Here is a 16,113-nt window from a genome sequence, read left to right on the forward strand (position 1 = left end):
AGGGTCAGGTAGGGCGCAGCGAAACTCCATTCTTCATCGCTGACGTCCGTCGGGTAGGGCTTGCGGCGCATCCGCAAACTCTACCTGCGGCTTCGCGCTCACACAGCAAAGTTCATAACAGGCTCTAAGCCAATTGTCTTGTTCTTGCCAGTTTTGATGACTATTTACTATCAATAAAGAAGCTTCTTCCGCTTGATTTCATTGATTTTCAGATTGTTTTCAATCTGGAATCCAACATCAATCAGCGGTAGCAGCTATCTTTTCATCCAAAGAACCAGTAGCACACGGCAATCGAGGCCAGCACCCCGGCCAGCTCCGCCAGCAAGGCGCAGGGCACGGCGTGGCGGGCACGCTGGATGCCGACCGCGCCGAAATACACGGCCAGCACGTAAAAAGTGGTTTCCGTGCTGCCCTGGACGGTGGCAGCCAGCAGGGCCGGGAAGCTGTCCACACCGTGGTTCTGCATGGTTTCGATCAGCATCGCCCGCGCCGCGCTGCCGGAAAACGGCTTGACCAGGGCGGTAGGCAGGGCATCGACAAAGCGGCCATCCACCCCGGCGGCGGCCACCAGGTAGCGGATACCGTCCAGCGCATAGTCCAGCGCCCCGCTGGCCCGCAGCACGCCGATGGCGCAAAGCATGGCAACCAGGTAGGGCAGCAAGTCCCGCGCCACGGCAAAGCCTTCCTTGGCACCGGCGATGAAGCTGTCGTAGACGGCGATTTTTTTCCACGCCCCCACCAGCAGGAACAGCAGCACCACGCCAAACAGGCTGAGGTTGCCCAGCAGGCCGGACAAGCTTGCCAGCGCCGCGCTGCTCAGGCTGACCAGCAGCGCCATGAAGGCCGCCAGCCCCAGCGCCAGGGGCAGCAAGTACGCCAGCACGACCGGGCTGAACAGGGGCAGGCGCTGCACGATGGCCACGCTGACCAGCCCGACCAGGGTGGAGGCCGAGGTGGCCAGCAGAATCGGCAGGAAAACCAGGGTCGGGTCGGCCGCGCCCTGTTGCAGCCGGTACATGAAGATGGACACGGGCAGCAGCGTAAGCGACGAGGCGTTCAGCACCAGGAACAGAATCTGCGCATTGCTGGCGCTGGTGGCGCTGGGATTCAGCTCCTGCAGGGCCCGCATGGCTTTCAGGCCGATGGGGGTGGCGGCGTTGTCCAGCCCCAGGCCGTTGGCGGCAAAGTTCAGCGTCATCAGCCCCAGCGCGGGGTGGCCGCGCGGCACGTCGGGCATCAGTTGGGCGAACAGCGGGGCCAGCCATCTGGCCAGGGTCTGCACGATACCCGCCTCTTCCGCAATGCGCAAAAAGCCCAGCCACAGGGTGAGGGTGCCGAACAGCAGCACCATGACCTCGACCGAGAGCCGGGCCATGCCGAACAGCGCCTGCACCATGGCGGCGAATACTTCGGCATTGCCGCCCAGCAGCCACTGCGCCAGCGCGGCGGCAGCGGCCATCACGAAGAAACCCAGCCACAGGGCATTGAGCATGGGGAAAGCGCCGAAACGGTGGGTTTATTCAGTAAGTGAGGGTTCGCACGCCGTCCGCCGTGCCCAGCAGGCAGACCTGCGCCTTCTGGTGGGCGAACACGCCGACAGTGACCACGCCGGGCCACTGGTTCACTTCGGATTCGAACGCCAGCGGGTCGGTGATCTGCAAGCCATGCACGTCCAGGATGTGCTGGCCGTTGTCCGTCACCAGCGGCTGGCCGTCTTTCAGGCGCAACTGGGCGTGGCCACCCAGGTCGGCAAAGCGGCGCGTGATCTGGCCTGCGGCCATGGGAATCACTTCCACCGGCAGCGGGAAGGCGCCCAGTGCCGCCACCAGCTTGGACGCATCGGCAATGCAGACGAACTGCCGCGCCAGCGCGGCGACGATTTTTTCCCGCGTCAGCGCCGCGCCACCGCCCTTGACCATGTAGCCCTGGCCGTCGATTTCATCCGCGCCGTCGATGTACACGCCCAGGCTGGGCACGCTGTTGGCGTCCAGCACCGTGATGCCCAGGGCCTGCAGGCGCTGGGTGCTGGCCTCGGAGCTGGAGACGGCCCCGGCAATCTGGTCTTTCATGCCGGCCAGGGCGTCGATGAATTTGTTCACGGTGGAGCCGGTGCCCACGCCGACCACTTCACCAGGGCGCACGTACTGGAGGGCTGCCTGGCCGACCAGGGTTTTGAGTTCATCTTGGGTCATGGGGGCAGAGGGGGCTGTCATAGGGGAAAATCCGGGTGAAAACTCTGGATTATCGCTATGTCACTCATTCCCTACGCGCTCATGCGCCCTGCCCTGTTCGCCATGGACCCCGAAGAGGCGCACGATTTCACCATGCAGCGCCTGGCGCAAAGCCAGAACACGCTGCTGGAGGCCGCCTGGCGCCAGCCGCAAATCAGCGACCCCGTCACCCTGGCCGGGCTGCGTTTTCCCAATCGCGTGGGACTGGCGGCGGGCCTGGACAAAAACGCCCGCTGCATCGACGGTCTGGCAGCGATGGGCTTCGGTTTTGTCGAGGTCGGCACCGTCACCCCCAAGCCCCAGCCCGGCAACCCCAAGCCGCGCATGTTCCGCCTGCCGCAGGCCAACGCACTCATCAACCGCTTTGGCTTCAACAACGACGGGCTGGACGCCTTTTTGCACAACGTGCAGCAGTCGCAGGTGCGCCGCCGGGGCAAACCGCTGCTGCTGGGCCTGAACATCGGCAAGAACGCCGCCACGGCAATCGAAGACGCCACGCAGGATTACCTGATCTGCCTGGAAGGCGTCTACCCCCACGCCGACTACGTGACGGTGAACATCAGCTCGCCCAACACGAAAAACCTGCGTGCCCTGCAAAGCGACGAGGCGCTGGACGGCCTGCTGGCCGCCATCGCCCAGCGCCGCGAGGAGCTGGCCCGACAGCAAGGCAGGCGCGTGCCCATCTTCGTGAAAATCGCCCCCGATCTGACCGAGGAGCAGGTACAGGTCATCGCCGCCACCCTGCAACGCCACGGCATGGACGGAGTGATCGCCACCAACACCACCATCAGCCGCGATGCCGTGCAGGGCTTGCCCCATGCCGAAGAAACCGGCGGCCTGAGCGGTGCGCCCGTACTGGAAGCCAGCAACCGCGTGATCACGCAATTGCGCCAGGCACTGGGCAAGGACTTCCCCATCATCGGCGTGGGCGGTATCCTGAGCGCCGCCGATGCCGTCAGCAAAATCCGCGCCGGGGCCGACGTGGTGCAGCTCTACAGCGGCCTGGTCTATACCGGCCCGGCCCTGGTGCTGCAAGCCGCGCAGGCGCTGAAAAACCTGCGCTGACACACGGGCCGCGAAAACGACAGGCATGAAAAAGGCCGCAGCAGCGGCCTGGCAAGGGCGTGCGGCATCCCTAGCGTTTGAGTTTTGCCAGCAACGGCAGCAGCGTCGGCAGACTGCTGCGCAGCACCCGCAGCAAGCGCTTCGGCCCAAAAGCCAGCGCCACGCCCGCAACGGCGGCGGCCATCGTGGTCGGGTGCAGGCGGGCAAAAGCCGCCAGACGCTGCGGCAAGGGGGCATTGGCATCCACCTCTTGCGCACTGGCCAGCAGGGCGGCTTCGCGCTCACGCGTCAAACGGTTGAGCAGCCATTGGTCACGCTGAGCAGCAATGCGCTGCAACACGACGCGCTGCTCCGGCGTAGCCCAACGCCACTGGGGACTTTGGCGCAGCCGGGCCAGCGCGGAAACCGGGGCAGCAGCCTCGGCCACCACAGCTTTGGCAGGCGCCGCGCGATGGGTCGCATCAGTCATGACCAGCCCCTTTCTCGGCCTGAGCAGGCGCCGCTTTGCCTTCCTGTGCCCGCCAATTCTGCATATCCTGCAGATCCCGGGCCAGTTCGGTGCGTGTCAGGACAAAAGCGGGACGTTTCTGCACGATGGCGCTGCGCAGGGCATACATCACCAGTCCCCAGGCAAACGCCCAGACACCCGCAATCACCCAGGCAACGGCGACCCGCTGCGGGGATTCCCAAAAGTGGACCAGCACGGCCAGGGAAATCAGCAGCATCGCCACCACCCCCAAGGCCAGCGCAGCAACGACCAGCACGGCAATGGTTTGCCAATATTTACGTTCCTGCGCCCACTCCAGCGCCGCCAGGGTCAAGCGGTCATGTGCTGCTTGCTTTCCCTCTTGCGCATAGGTAGACAGGCGCTCCCTCCAGGCTTGCAGCCCGAGCAAGGACATCCAGTTCACAATCCGGCTTTCATGGCTTGATTGCCCAGGCAGCAGCCGATGACGGCCAGTGCCCGGGCAAAGAATTAACGACGGGCCAGCAAAAAGCCGACCAGCGCTCCTACGGCCAGCGCCGCACCGGCAACGCGCCAAGGCTCGTCGTGGGCATAGCGGTCGGCGGCGACAGCGGCCTCCTTGGCCTGGCGGGCGGCTTCCTGCGCCGCCTGCACGGCGGAATCGCGGGCACGATTCAAGCCGTCGTCAATGCGCTCGCGCAAAGCGCCAATTTGAGGAATGCTATCCAGATCCTTGCTGGCCAACAGGCCGCGCAGATCCGAAACCAAGCGCTCCAGGTCTTGCTGGGCGGAAGAAACCGTATCGGAAACAGAAAAAGACATGGCTATACCTTTCTTGGGGGGTTGAACAAATTCAACGACAACTGGCGTGCCGCCATGCGTTGCATGGCGGCTGTTTACACGAACCTCGCATACTCTACCGTTTTTCAGGCCCGGCTTGGCGGTTGCCCAATAAAAAAGGAGCGCAAAGCTCCTCTTTTCTTATGGTTTCAAACTCGGCAAATCCTTGTCCGGCGTGGCTGCATGATTGCGCACCGCCTGGGCAGGCGCCATGTTCTTTCCTTCTGCTTGCAGGGTTTTATTGATGTTTATACCGTTTTCATAATAATTTTCATCAATGACCGGGTCTGCATTGGAAAATGCCAGAAATGCAGTAATCACGCCAGCAATCACAACGATCAACGGCCCGCTGATAATCAGCCAGACATGGCCATACTTCCACCACGGGCCGGATACCGACGTATCTTTTTTTACAAATGATTGAGCCATAACAACAACCTCTCCAAGAGAATAAATCAATTCCTAGCGGGGTACCAGGAAGACCGAGTGTTCAGAAACACGGCCTTGTCCGCTTTCCGCATCGACATCAAAAATAATCGGATGCGATCCACTGCCTGCAGAACCATAGGGAATCTGCACGCGGACAGCCACCCCAACCGTGTTCGTGGCCGGTACTGTGACCGACTTTCCTTCGATCAGTTCAATCCCCTCCAGGCCATGAACCCGAATATGGTAATTTTGCGCCGTTTCGGTGGCATTCATGACTTGCAGACGGTAAATATTTTCCAATTTCCCGCCCGCCACAATCCGGGCCAAGGAAGCCCGGTCACGGATGATGTCGACCTTCAGGGGCTGACGCAGCCCCATGCTGACCACGGTCGCAATACTCAAACCGATCAGAATAGCCGTATAAATCAATACCCGGGGACGGAAGACTTTACGCAATATCTTGGATTTCGCCCACCCTTGGGCCACGCCATTCTGGGTAGTAAAACGAATAAGCCCGCGCGGGTACTGCATGTTGTCCATAATGCTATCGCACGCATCAATGCACAAACCACAGCCAATGCACTCGTATTGAAAGCCGTTGCGAATATCAATTCCCACCGGGCAGACTTGCACACACAGCTTGCAATCAATGCAATCGCCCAGTCCCTGGGCCTTATAGTCGGCCCCCTTGCGGCGCGGACCACGCATTTCCCCCCGTGCAGGGTCGTAGCTGACAATCAGGGAATCCCGGTCAAGCATGGCGCTTTGAAAGCGGGCATACGGGCACATGTACTTGCAAACCTGTTCACGCAAATACCCTGCATTGCCGTAAGTGGCAAAGCCATAAAACAATGCCCAGAAAATCTGCCAGCTTCCCTGCATCGCCAGCAACTCGGCCCCCAGCTCGCGAATAGGTACAAAGAAGCCAACAAAGGTAAAACCGGTCCACAAGGAAACCGCTATCCACAAGAATTGCTTTAAAGATTTTTTCCAGATCTTCTCGAATGTCCACCGGCTATTGTCCAGGCGAATACGAGCGCTTCGGTCGCCTTCGACCTTCTGCTCAATCCACATGAAAATTTCCGTATAAACGGTTTGCGGACAACTAAAGCCGCACCACAGGCGCCCGGCCACTGCAGTGAATAAAAACAATGCCAGGGCACAGATGATCAACAGCGCGGCAAGGTAGATAACATCCTGCGGATACAGCACCATCCCGAAAAGGTAGAACCGCCGGGCGCCAATATCGAACAGCACCATCTGGCGATCGCCCCATTGAATCCAGGGAATCACATAGAAAACGAACTGGGTAAGAAAAACCATTGCCCAACGCCAGCGCATGAAGTAGCCGCGGATGGAACGCGGGTAGACCTTTTTGTGCGCTTCAAAAAATGTATGGGGGTCGCCATCTGCCGATTTGATCGGCACCATTTTTTGAGGTTTTTTTTCTTCTTCCGGTTTCATTACTCTTTCCAGTGTGTTGGGCAATAAAAAAAGCGGCATGGAATGCCGCTTTTTTTCAACTAGTTGAATTAGTTGGCTGCATCGGGTTTGTTGGACAAACTCCAGATATATGCCGTCAGCACATCCACCTGTGCCGGCGTCAGCTTGCCACCGTTTTCCTTGGCCTGCGGCGGCATGACATTCGTCTTGCCATTATTGATCATGTCAATAATTACCGCCTCGCCCCAACCATGTAACCAGATATCGTCTGTGAGATTAGGCGCACCCAAAGCCTGGTTGCCCTTGCCATCGGCACCGTGGCAGGCAGCACAGGCAACGAACTTGTCCTTGCCCAAGACCGCCTTGGTAGCGTCGTGCGGACTGCCCGAGAGGCTCAGGACATAGTGGGCCACGTTCGCGACATCGTCGGCATCCCCTACAGCGGCTGCCATGGGAGGCATCATGCCAATACGGCCATTGGTGATGGTTTCATGGATTTTTTCGGGCGTGCCGCCATGCAACCAATCGCCATCGGTCAGGTTCGGGAAGGATTTTCCGCCGCGTGCATCCGAGCTGTGGCACTGAGCACAATTGTTCTGGAACAGATTGGCACCAATCGCCATGGCTTGGCCGTCCTTGGACATTTCCTCGGCGCTCATGGCGGTAAAGCGAGCGTAGAGGGGTTCCAGATCGGCTTCGGCCTTGCGCACCTCGGCTTCATAGGCTCCGACCTGCGACCAGCCGAACTGGCCTGCAAAAGAGCCCATGCCGGGGTAGGCAATCAGATAGAAGATGGAAAACACCACGGTCGAAACAAACAGCCACATCCACCAGCGGGGCATGGGATTGTTCAGTTCGCGCAGGTCACCGTCCCAGACGTGGCCGGTCGTGTTGTCATCGGCCGAAACGACCTTTTTGCGGGCCGTCAGGATGAGCAGCAGCAGGCAGCCTAAAACGCCAGCTGCTGCGATCACCGCAATATAGATCGACCAGAAATTGTTTACAAAATCGCTCATAACTTGTTCTCGTTGGAAGGGAGAAGTCAATCTTGCTCAAAGGGCAGGTTGGCTGCCTCATCGAAACGGTCTTTGTTGCTGCGGGCATAGGCCCACCATGCAATCCCGATGAAGCAGGCCATAGATGCCACGGTGGCAATGACGCGCATTGTTGTGATATCCATGACCTTTCCTCCTTAACGCAAGGCCGTGCCCAGCCCCTGCAGGTAGGCGACCATGGCATCCATCTCTGTCTTGCCTTTCACCGCCTCTTCGGCACCGGCGATTTCCTCATCGGTGTAAGGGACGCCGACCTTGCGCAGGGCTTCCATGCGCTGTGCAACCACGGTGTGATCGACCAGGTTGGTTTCCAGCCAAGGGTAGGAAGGCATGATCGATTCGGGCACCACGTCACGCGGGTTGTTCAGGTGGATACGGTGCCACTCATCGCTGTAGCGGCCACCCACGCGGTGCAGGTCAGGGCCGGTACGCTTGGAGCCCCACTGGAAGGGGTGGTCGTAGACGAACTCCCCGGCCACCGAGTAGTGGCCATAGCGCATGGTTTCGGCACGGAAGGGACGGATCATCTGCGAGTGGCAGTTGTAGCAGCCTTCGCGCAGATAGATGTCCCGGCCCAGCAGCGACAGCGGCTCGTAGGGTTTGACGCCTTGGATCGCTTCGGTGGTCGATTTTTGGAAGAACAGCGGAACGATTTCCACCAGCCCCCCGACAGCGACCACCAGGAAGGTCAGCACGATCAGCAGGAAGTTGCTGGTTTCGACCTTCTCGTGGGTGAAGCCGCCGGAGGCTTTGTTGTTGTTTGTAGACATGTTGTTAAAGCTCCCTGGAACTTAGGCGTGGGCAGGATTGACAGCAGGCACGGGCACATTCACAGCACGACCGGTAGCGGCTGTTTTCAGTACGTTCCAGGCCATCACGACCATGCCCGACAGGAACAGCAGGCCACCGACCACGCGGATCACGTAGAAGGGGTGCGTTGCTTTCACGCTCTCCACGAAGGTGTAGGTCAGCGTGCCATCGGCATTCACTGCACGCCACATCAGGCCTTGCATCACGCCGGCAATCCACATCGAGGCGATGTACAGCACGATACCGATCGTGGCCAGCCAGAAGTGCAGCTCAATGGCCGACTTGGAGTACATCTCGGTCTTGCCGAACAGGCGGGGGACCAGGTAGTACAGCGATCCCATGGTCACCAGGCCCACCCAGCCCAGAGCGCCGGAGTGCACGTGGCCCACCGTCCACTCGGTGTAGTGCGACAGGGCATTGACCGTCTTGATGGCCATCATCGGGCCTTCGAAGGTGGACATGCCGTAGAAGGACAGCGACACGATCAGGAAGCGCAGGATCGGATCGTCACGCAGTTTGTGCCAGGCGCCCGACAGGGTCATGATCCCGTTGATCATGCCGCCCCAGGACGGTGCCAGCAGAATCAGCGAGAACACCATGCCCAGCGACTGCGTCCAGTCCGGCAGTGCGGTGTAGTGCAGGTGGTGCGGGCCGGCCCACATGTAGGTGAAGATCAGTGCCCAGAAGTGCACGATCGACAGGCGGTAGGAGTAAACCGGACGGCCAGCCTGCTTGGGGATGAAGTAATACATCATGCCCAGGAAGCCGGCAGTCAGGAAGAAGCCCACGGCGTTGTGGCCGTACCACCACTGCACCATGGCATCCTGCACACCGGCGTAGGCCGAGTAGCTCTTCATCCAGCCGGCCGGAATCGCGACGTTGTTCACAACGTGCAGCAGGGCAATGGCGATGATGAAGGCGCCATAGAACCAGTTGGCCACATAGATGTGCTTGACCTTGCGCGTGCCGATCGTGCCGAAGAACACGATGGCGTACGACACCCACACGGCGGTGATCAGCAGGTCAATGGGCCATTCCAGTTCCGCGTATTCCTTGCCCTGGGTGAAGCCCAGCGGCAGAGTGATGACGGCAGCCACAATCACGGCCTGCCATCCCCAGAAGGTGAAGGCGGCCAGCTTGGGCATGAACAGCGTGGTTTGGCAGGTACGCTGCACCACGTAGTAGCTGGTGCCCATCAGGGCCGAGCCACCAAAGGCAAAAATCACGGCATTCGTGTGCAGCGGACGCAAGCGCCCGAAGCTCAGCCATGCAGTGTCGAAATTCAGTTCGGGCCAAGCCAGCTGGGAGGCGACTACCACCCCTACCAGCATGCCAATCACGCCCCAAACCACGGCCATGATTGAAAGCTGCCGCACTACCTTGTCGTTGTAGTGGACAGCACTCGTTTTTACATCGTCCATAGTGCACCTCTTAAATTGCAGACAAAAGTTTCACCGTTTCGGCTTTTAAAATTATTGACTCAAGTCAATCCTCTCGAAGAATGCGTTCCCCCTCCTGTTCAACACTCTCAAATTGACCCCTATGCACTGCCCACCAAAGGGCCAATGCTATAAAAAACACCAATCCTACGGACAACGGGATGAGTAGATACAGAATATCCATCGCGCTTTCTCTCCTATGTCATCTCGCCACGCACCGCTACGGCAGCACCGCCGACGACCGGGCCACGGTCGGCTGCCGATTCCCCGGTTTTTTGCGCCAGGCGGGCGGCATTGAGTACCACCCACAACGAGCTGGCGGCCATGCCCAAACCGGCCAGCCACGGCGGCACCATGCCGAGTGCGGCAAACGGTACCGAAACAGCGTTATAGGCCATGGCCCAGCCCAGGTTCTGGCGCACGATGCGCAAGGTCTTGCGGGCAAACAGCAGGGCCTGCAGCACCTGCTGCAGATCGGTGCCCAGAATTACAAAATCCGAACGGGCCCGGGCCAGGGGAACGGCCCGGCCAAAGGCAAAGGAGACGTCGGCGCCGGCCAGCACCGGCCCGTCGTTGAGTCCATCGCCGACCATGCCAACCTGTTTGCCCTGGGCTTGCAAGGCTTGTAGCGCCGCCAGCTTGTCCTGCGGGCTGCAGGTGGCCCGAAATTCGGTAATCCCCACCTGGTGCGCAATCCGGGCAACGGCGGCCGGCCCGTCGCCAGAGAGCAATTGCACCTGCACCCCGTGGGCTTGCAGCGCCTGCACCACCTGGGCGGCCTGGGGGCGGACGTTTTCCTGCAGCTCGAATGCGGCCAGGGGCTGCACCTGGGGGCCGTCCTCTTCCTCCACGGACAGGTACACCGCCTGCGGCAATGCCTGCGGCCAGTGTCCGGCAGCGGCAAACGCCAGGGAACCCAGCCGCACCCAGCGCGGCTGCCCTTGCCAGAGATCGGCGCACTGCGCCTGCGCCCGCAGCCCCTGCCCGGCGAGTTCCTGCACTTGCAGCAGTTGCCAGCCATCTGCACTTTCGGCCTGCGGCAGCGCCTGGACAGCGACCGAAACCGGATGAATCGATTGCCGCGCCAGTGCCACGGCCAGGCCTGAACACCACGCCGGCAGGGCCGTGCCGGTGTAGGCGTGGCTGGCTTGCACCGCCAGCCCTTCCTCGGTCAAGGTGCCGGTCTTGTCGAACACCAGCACCTGCACCTGGGCCAGGGCTTCCAGCCCTTGCAGATTGCGCACCAGCACGCCCTGGCGGGCCAGGGTGCCGGCGGCGGTCAGCATGGCCACCGGGGTGGCCAGGGACAAGGCGCAGGGGCAGGTCACGATCAGCACCACGGCGGCATACAGCAGTCCCAGCCCCGGGTCCTGCGGCCACCAATAGACGGCCGTGGCCGCAGCCAGCAGCAAAATCCCCAGCAAAAATGGCCCGGCCGCCTTGTCGGCCAATGCCGCCAGCCGAGGTTTCTGGGTGGTGGCCTGTTCGATCAGGCCGACGATCTGGGCGAACCTGGTTTCGTCGCCCAACGCCTGCACCTGAATTTCCACCACCGCACTCAGGTTGAAGCTGCCGGCGACGACGCTGCTGCCCACGGTCTTGCTGACCGGGCGCGACTCGCCGGTGAGCAGCGCCTCATCGGCCTGGGTGCGCCCGGCGACGAGAACGCCATCCACCGGAAACGCCTCGCCGGGCAGGATGCGCAGCACGTCGCCCACGGCCACGCGGCGCAGGGCGACGCGCTCGAACTGCCCATCGTCCTGCCGGCGCAACACGCTTTCGGGCAGGCGGTTGAGGACGCCCTCCAGCGCCCCGGCGGTGCGGTCACGCAGGCGCACCTCCAGCCAGCGACCGGCCAGCAGGAAGGCGGCGAACATGGACAGCGAATCGAAATACACCTCGCGGCCAAAGATGCCGTGCGGATCAAACGTGCCCCAGCTGCTGATGACGAAGGTGATCGCCATGCCCAGAGCAACGGGCAAATCCATGCTGATGCGCCGTTGGCGCAAGTCCCGCCAGGCGCCAGAGAAGAACGGGCCGCAGGAGTAAAGCAGCATCGGAATGCAGATCAGCCAGGAGGCCCAGCGCAGCAGGGTTTCCATCTCCAGCGACAAATCGCCGGGCTTGGCCTCGTAAGCAGGCCATGCGTACATCATGACCTGCATCATGCAGAACGTGGCCAGCAGCCAGCGCCAGAGCATTTTGCGCTGATAGGCCTGGCGCAAGGTTTTGACGTGCGCGTCCTGCGCCGGAATGGCCCGGTAGCCGGCCTGGGCGATGGCGGCAAACCATGCCGAGGGCGTGGTCTGCCGCGCATCCCACACCACCCGCGCCCGGTGCGCGGCGGCCGAGACTTCCACCTGCCGGATGCCGGGTGTGCGGCGCAACGCTTCTTCGATGGTCAGGGCGCACGTTGCGCAATACATTCCCTCCAGCACCACCTGAGAGTCCCATACGGGAACCGTGGCCGGATCGGACGAAGCCTGCGCAGGTGCCGCCCCGTCCAGGGGCTTGCCAAAACTGGGCCACTCCAGGGGGTCGTCAAGCAAAAATTGCTCTTCGTGGCGTGGCGGTCTGCGCTCTTCAGAAACGAGGGAAGAAGAGCCTGTCAGTAACGGGCTCTGAGGAAACATGGTCATAGCGTTGCGGGGCCGCATCATAAACGGTTTGACGCATATCAAGCCAACTGGGCAAAGGCTGCCTAAGCTGCTAAGGTATTCATAGCGCCGTTGGTGCCCTTTTATTCACTCAGGAGGATCTTGCATGTATGAACGTATTTTGGTGACCACGGACGGCACGGCCCTGTCCGACAAGGCCGTACAAAGCGCCCTGTCCCTGGCCAAACTCAGTGGTGCGACGCTGATTGTCCTGCGGGTCATCCCCCGCTACCCCCGCAGCTACCTCGAAGGCGGGGCGACGGTGGACATCAGCGAAATCAAACGCATCGAAGCCCAGTGGACAACCCAGGCCCAGGCCCAGCTGTCCGCCATCAAGGCCGAAGGCAAGAGCATAGGCGTGACCGTCAAGACCACCATCGCCAAATCGGATCTGGTGGCCGAATCGATCATCGCCACCGCCGACAAGCAGGAGGTGGACTTGATCGTCATGGCCTCGCACGGGCGCAAGGGCATCAAGCGCCTGCTGCTGGGCAGCGAAACCCAGCATGTGCTGACCCATTCGACCAAGCCCATTCTGGTGCTGCGCTAATAGGTAAAAACGGCTTCCTTGCAGAAGCCGTTTTTTTGTACCATGAAGATAAAACAATAGCTTCTTCCGCTTTATTCATAAGGATTTCAAATATAAAACACATTGAAATCCTTTGTTTTCCTGCGGAAGAAGCTATGAATTAAATCATCACCCTTCGCGGCGGCTGGCCCACAGCCACAGCGCGATGCCCGCCAGCACCATCGGCACGCACAGCCACTGCCCCATGCTCATGCCCAGCGAGAGCAGGCCCAGGAAATCGTCCGGCTCGCGGAAATACTCGGCCACAAAGCGCAGGCTGCCATAGCCGACCAGGAAGGCCGCCGCCACCTGCCCCGGCTTGCGCGGGCCACGGGCATACCACCACAGCAGCACGAACAGCAGCAGCCCTTCCAGCAGGAACTGGTAGATCTGCGACGGATGGCGCGGCTGCAGGCTGCCGCTGTGCGGGAAGACCATGGCCCAGGGCAGATCGGCGCTGGCAAAACGCCCCCACAGCTCACCATTGATGAAGTTGCCCACCCGCCCCGCCGCCAGCCCGGTGGGCACGCAGGGGGCGACGAAATCGGCCACCTGCAGCCAGGGCCGCCGGCGCGAACGGGCGAACCACAGCATGGCCACGATCACGCCGAGCAGCCCGCCGTGAAAGCTCATGCCGCCCGTCCACACCGCGAAGATTTCCAGCGGGTGGCTCAGGTAGTAGTCGGGTTTGTAGAACAGGCAATAGCCCAGCCGCCCGCCGACAATCACGCCCAGCACGCCCAGGAACAGAATGTCCTCGACATCCTTGCGGCTCCAGGCCTGCTCCGGGGGCAGGCTGACAAACGCCGGATGCTGCAAGCGCCGCAGCCCCAGCAGCATGAACAGGCCGAATGCGGCCAGGTAAGTGAGGCCATACCAATGCACGGCCAGCGGCCCCAGCTGGATGGCGACGGGGTTGATTTCCGGGTAGATCAGCATGGCGCCAGTCCCTTCACGATGACTTGCTGCTGCGCTGGCGCAGCGCTTCGTACAGGCACACGCCGCTGGCCACGGAAACGTTCAGGCTTTCCACCGCGCCGCACATGGGGATGTGGATCAGGCTGTCGCAGGTCTTGCGCGTGAGCTGGCGCATGCCGTCGCCCTCGGCCCCCAGCACCAGGGCCACCGGCCCGGTGAAGTCGGCGGCGAACAGGCTTTGCGGCGCATCGCCGCTGGTGCCGATGATCCAGATGTTGCGCTCCTTCAGCTCATTCAAGGTGCGGGCCAGATTCGTCACCATGAAGTAGGGCACCGTCTCGCTGGCCCCGCTGGCCACCTTGGCCACGGTGGCGTTAATCCCGGCGGCATGATCCTTGGGGGCGATGACCGCATGGACGCCTGCGCCATCGGCCACGCGCAGGCAGGCGCCCAGATTGTGCGGATCGGTCACGCCGTCCAGCACCAGCAGCAGGGGGTTGCGCACGCCCTGGGCCTCCAGGTCGTCCAGCAGATCGTCCAGCGACTTTTGCTGCACCAAGGCCTCGACCCGCGCTGCCACCCCCTGGTGGCCGTGGCTGCCGGCCAGTTTGGCGATGCGCAGGGCGTCGGCCTCGATCAGACGCACCCCGGCCTCGCGGGCACGCTCCAGGAATTGGCGCATCCGGGCATCGCGCCGGGTGGCTTCGTAATAGACCTCCACAATGGTTTGCGGAGCAGTTTTCAGGCGAACGCCTACGGCATGGAAGCCAAACAGAACTTTGGGGGAAGACATAGGGGCAGCATTATCAGATAAGTTCTTGGGGCATCGCTTCGGCCCTACACTGGCGGACTTTTCATTTTTTCCGCCTTGGCCCTGCCCAGCTACCCGCTGGGCAGGCCTTTTTTTAATGACTGGCAACCCCATCATGCTTCACCGTCCCTTGCTGCGCTGGGTACAGCGCACCAGCATCGTCACGCAAATCATCATCAGCCTGATCCTGGGCACCCTGCTGGCCCTCTTCTGGCCCGAGGCTGCGGCCCGTGTAGAAATCCTGGGCACGCTGTTCATCTCGGCGCTCAAGGCCGTCGCGCCCATTCTGGTGTTCATCCTGGTGATCTCCGCCATCAGCAACCAGCAGCCGGGGCAGACCACCCAGCTCAAGCCCATTCTGGCGCTCTACCTGATCGGCACCCTGAGCGCCGCCATCGTGGCCGTCATCGCCAGTATGGCGCTGCCCTCCACCCTGGTACTCAAGGATGCCGCCAGCGGCATGGCGGCCCCCGGCGGCATCAGCGAAGTGCTGCTGCAAGTGCTGAAGAACGCCGTGGACAACCCCGTCAATGCCCTGCTCCACGCCAATTACATCGGCATTCTGGTCTGGGCCGTCGGCGTGGGTATCGCCCTGCGCCAGGGCGCGGAACACACCCGGCAGGTCATGGCCGATTTCTCGCACGGCATCACCCTCATCATCCAGGCGGTCATCCGCCTGGCGCCATTGGGCATCTTCGGCCTGGTGGCCTCCACCATCGCCACCACAGGCATCAAGGTACTGGCCGGCTACGCCCATCTGCTGATGGTGCTGGTCGGCTGCATGCTGTTCATTGCCCTGGTGGTCAACCCGGCCATCGTGTGGTGGAAGATTCGCCGCAATCCCTACCCCCTGGTGCTGATGTGCCTGCGCGAGAGCGGCGTCACCGCCTTCTTCACGCGCAGTTCGGCGGCCAACATCCCGGTGAACATGGCCATCGCCAAGCGCCTGAACCTTGACCCGACCACCTGCGGCGTCGCCATTCCCCTGGGGGCCACCATCAACATGGCGGGCGCCGCCATCACCATCAGCGTACTGACCCTGGCGGCGGCGCACACCCTGGGCATCAGCGTGGACATCCCCACCGCCATCCTGCTGTGCGTGGTTTCGGCCATCTGCGCCTGCGGGGCGTCGGGGGTGCCCGGCGGCTCGCTGCTGCTGATTCCGCTGGCCTGCTCGCTGTTCGGCATCTCCAACGACGTGGCCATGCAGGTCGTGGCCGTGGGCTTCATCATCGGCGTGCTGCAGGATTCGGCAGAAACGGCGCTGAACTCCTCCACCGACATCATCTTCACGACAGCAGCCTGCATGGCGCAGGAAAAGCAGCAGGGCTGAAGCACCGCTCCACCGACATGAAAAAAGGCTCTGCCGTAATGCAGAGCC

At 61.7% G+C, this 16,113-nt stretch carries 18 protein-coding genes; 3 read left to right on the forward strand and 15 right to left on the reverse strand.

Features of this window, described 5'->3' with window-relative positions; genetic code table 11:
- Positions 1-262: 262 nt before the first annotated feature.
- Positions 263-1,492, reverse strand: coding sequence for a nucleoside recognition domain-containing protein (locus ACFO3A_RS12340; RefSeq protein WP_377726772.1), 1,230 nt, complete (start codon positions 1,490-1,492; stop codon positions 263-265).
- 28 nt (positions 1,493-1,520) lie between these two features.
- Positions 1,521-2,213 carry a ribose-5-phosphate isomerase RpiA gene (gene rpiA, locus ACFO3A_RS12345; protein ID WP_377726774.1) on the reverse strand — a complete coding sequence of 231 codons (693 nt, stop codon included), beginning with the start codon at positions 2,211-2,213 and terminating at the stop codon, positions 1,521-1,523.
- 36 nt (positions 2,214-2,249) lie between these two features.
- On the opposite strand from rpiA, the gene ACFO3A_RS12350 reads away from it, so the two are divergent.
- Entirely contained in the window at positions 2,250-3,296 is a 1,047-nt protein-coding gene (locus ACFO3A_RS12350) for a quinone-dependent dihydroorotate dehydrogenase (RefSeq protein WP_377726777.1), read from the forward strand.
- Between the two features lie 70 nt (positions 3,297-3,366).
- On the opposite strand, the gene ACFO3A_RS12355 is transcribed toward ACFO3A_RS12350, so the two are convergent.
- The 11 genes from ACFO3A_RS12355 to ACFO3A_RS12405 form a co-directional block, all read right to left on the reverse strand.
- Entirely contained in the window at positions 3,367-3,765 is a 399-nt protein-coding gene (locus tag ACFO3A_RS12355) for a hypothetical protein (protein WP_377726779.1), read from the reverse strand.
- Positions 3,758-4,198 carry a phage holin family protein gene (locus ACFO3A_RS12360; protein ID WP_377727090.1) on the reverse strand — a complete coding sequence of 147 codons (441 nt, stop codon included), beginning with the start codon at positions 4,196-4,198 and terminating at the stop codon, positions 3,758-3,760. Before ACFO3A_RS12360 ends, ACFO3A_RS12355 begins: the two co-directional genes overlap by 8 nt.
- 74 nt (positions 4,199-4,272) lie before the next feature.
- Positions 4,273-4,584: a DUF883 family protein gene (locus ACFO3A_RS12365; RefSeq protein WP_377726781.1), complete on the reverse strand. Its 312-nt coding sequence runs from the start codon at positions 4,582-4,584 to the stop codon at positions 4,273-4,275.
- 159 nt (positions 4,585-4,743) lie between these two features.
- Positions 4,744-5,031, reverse strand: a complete 288-nt coding sequence (locus ACFO3A_RS12370) for a FixH family protein (RefSeq protein ID WP_377726783.1) — start codon at positions 5,029-5,031, stop codon at positions 4,744-4,746.
- Between the two features lie 33 nt (positions 5,032-5,064).
- Positions 5,065-6,495, reverse strand: a complete 1,431-nt coding sequence (gene ccoG / locus ACFO3A_RS12375) for a cytochrome c oxidase accessory protein CcoG (RefSeq protein ID WP_377726785.1) — start codon at positions 6,493-6,495, stop codon at positions 5,065-5,067.
- A 68-nt stretch (positions 6,496-6,563) separates the two neighbouring features.
- Positions 6,564-7,490 (reverse strand): cytochrome-c oxidase, cbb3-type subunit III, encoded by a 927-nt coding sequence (gene ccoP, locus ACFO3A_RS12380; RefSeq protein WP_377726788.1) that lies wholly within the window; start codon positions 7,488-7,490, stop codon positions 6,564-6,566.
- A 26-nt stretch (positions 7,491-7,516) separates the two neighbouring features.
- The gene (locus ACFO3A_RS12385; RefSeq protein WP_377726790.1) at positions 7,517-7,654 is read right to left on the reverse strand and encodes a cbb3-type cytochrome oxidase subunit 3; all 138 of its coding nucleotides are present in this window, start codon (positions 7,652-7,654) and stop codon (positions 7,517-7,519) included.
- 12 nt (positions 7,655-7,666) lie between these two features.
- Entirely contained in the window at positions 7,667-8,299 is a 633-nt protein-coding gene (ccoO, locus tag ACFO3A_RS12390) for a cytochrome-c oxidase, cbb3-type subunit II (RefSeq protein ID WP_377726793.1), read from the reverse strand.
- Between the two features lie 21 nt (positions 8,300-8,320).
- A complete protein-coding gene (gene ccoN, locus ACFO3A_RS12395; protein ID WP_377726795.1) occupies positions 8,321-9,760 on the reverse strand; it encodes a cytochrome-c oxidase, cbb3-type subunit I in 1,440 nt (479 codons plus the stop codon).
- Positions 9,761-9,824: 64 nt separating this feature from the next.
- Positions 9,825-9,962, reverse strand: coding sequence for a cbb3-type cytochrome oxidase assembly protein CcoS (ccoS, locus tag ACFO3A_RS12400; protein WP_377726797.1), 138 nt, complete (start codon positions 9,960-9,962; stop codon positions 9,825-9,827).
- Positions 9,963-9,975: 13 nt separating this feature from the next.
- Positions 9,976-12,327 carry a heavy metal translocating P-type ATPase gene (locus tag ACFO3A_RS12405; RefSeq protein ID WP_417286502.1) on the reverse strand — a complete coding sequence of 784 codons (2,352 nt, stop codon included), beginning with the start codon at positions 12,325-12,327 and terminating at the stop codon, positions 9,976-9,978.
- Positions 12,328-12,541: 214 nt separating this feature from the next.
- Here ACFO3A_RS12405 and ACFO3A_RS12410 point away from each other — a divergent pair, with 214 nt between their 5' ends.
- Positions 12,542-12,985, forward strand: a complete 444-nt coding sequence (locus tag ACFO3A_RS12410) for a universal stress protein (RefSeq protein WP_377726799.1) — start codon at positions 12,542-12,544, stop codon at positions 12,983-12,985.
- Positions 12,986-13,132: 147 nt separating this feature from the next.
- Here the strand turns inward: ACFO3A_RS12410 and lgt are convergent, their stop codons facing one another.
- Together lgt and rlmB are read right to left on the reverse strand one after the other, a co-directional pair.
- Positions 13,133-13,942: a prolipoprotein diacylglyceryl transferase gene (lgt, locus tag ACFO3A_RS12415; RefSeq protein ID WP_377726801.1), complete on the reverse strand. Its 810-nt coding sequence runs from the start codon at positions 13,940-13,942 to the stop codon at positions 13,133-13,135.
- Between the two features lie 13 nt (positions 13,943-13,955).
- A complete protein-coding gene (gene rlmB / locus ACFO3A_RS12420) occupies positions 13,956-14,714 on the reverse strand; it encodes a 23S rRNA (guanosine(2251)-2'-O)-methyltransferase RlmB (protein WP_377726803.1) in 759 nt (252 codons plus the stop codon).
- Positions 14,715-14,847: 133 nt separating this feature from the next.
- On the opposite strand from rlmB, the gene sstT reads away from it, so the two are divergent.
- Positions 14,848-16,065 (forward strand): serine/threonine transporter SstT, encoded by a 1,218-nt coding sequence (gene sstT / locus ACFO3A_RS12425; protein WP_377726805.1) that lies wholly within the window; start codon positions 14,848-14,850, stop codon positions 16,063-16,065.
- Positions 16,066-16,113 lie beyond the last annotated feature (48 nt).

The sequence above is a fragment of the Comamonas nitrativorans genome (assembly GCF_042654765.1).
In the GTDB taxonomy this organism is placed as follows: Bacteria; Pseudomonadota; Gammaproteobacteria; order Burkholderiales; family Burkholderiaceae_C; genus Comamonas; species Comamonas nitrativorans.